Annotated in this window: 1 protein-coding gene; it reads left to right on the top strand. The window is 68.2% G+C overall.

Annotated features, from left to right (window positions below; all coding sequences use genetic code 11):
* A partial coding sequence (locus ACG00Y_RS28810; protein WP_394485095.1) for a hypothetical protein occupies nt 1–355 on the top strand: 355 nt, incomplete at both ends.

Below are 355 nucleotides of genomic sequence, written 5' to 3'. Positions count from 1 at the left end.
CGAACAGATGGCCGCGCTGGAGACACAGGACCTGCGCGCCCTGTCCACCGCCCAGATCCGCGCGCTGTCCACCGAGCAGCTCAACGCGCTGACCACCGAACAGGTCGGCACGCTGACCACGGCCCAGATCGCCAGCCTGTCCACGGCACAAGTCGCCGGCATGGATACCGCCGACCTGCAGGCCCTGGATACTGCCCAGTTCAAGGTGCTGTCGTCCGCCCAGGTCGGCGCGATGACCTCCGAGCAGTTGGCCGCCATCGAGACCGCCGACCTGGCCGTGCTGACGACGGCCGCCATCCGCGGCATCACCTCCGAGAACATCGACTCGTTCACGACCGACCAGATCCAGGCGCTG

Origin of the sequence: Pelomonas parva, from assembly GCF_043555835.1 — a bacterium.
GTDB lineage: Bacteria > Pseudomonadota > Gammaproteobacteria > Burkholderiales > Burkholderiaceae_C > Pelomonas > Pelomonas parva.
The sequence above is the reverse complement of the archived record's forward strand: the minus strand, read 5'-3'. Positions and strand labels throughout refer to the sequence as shown.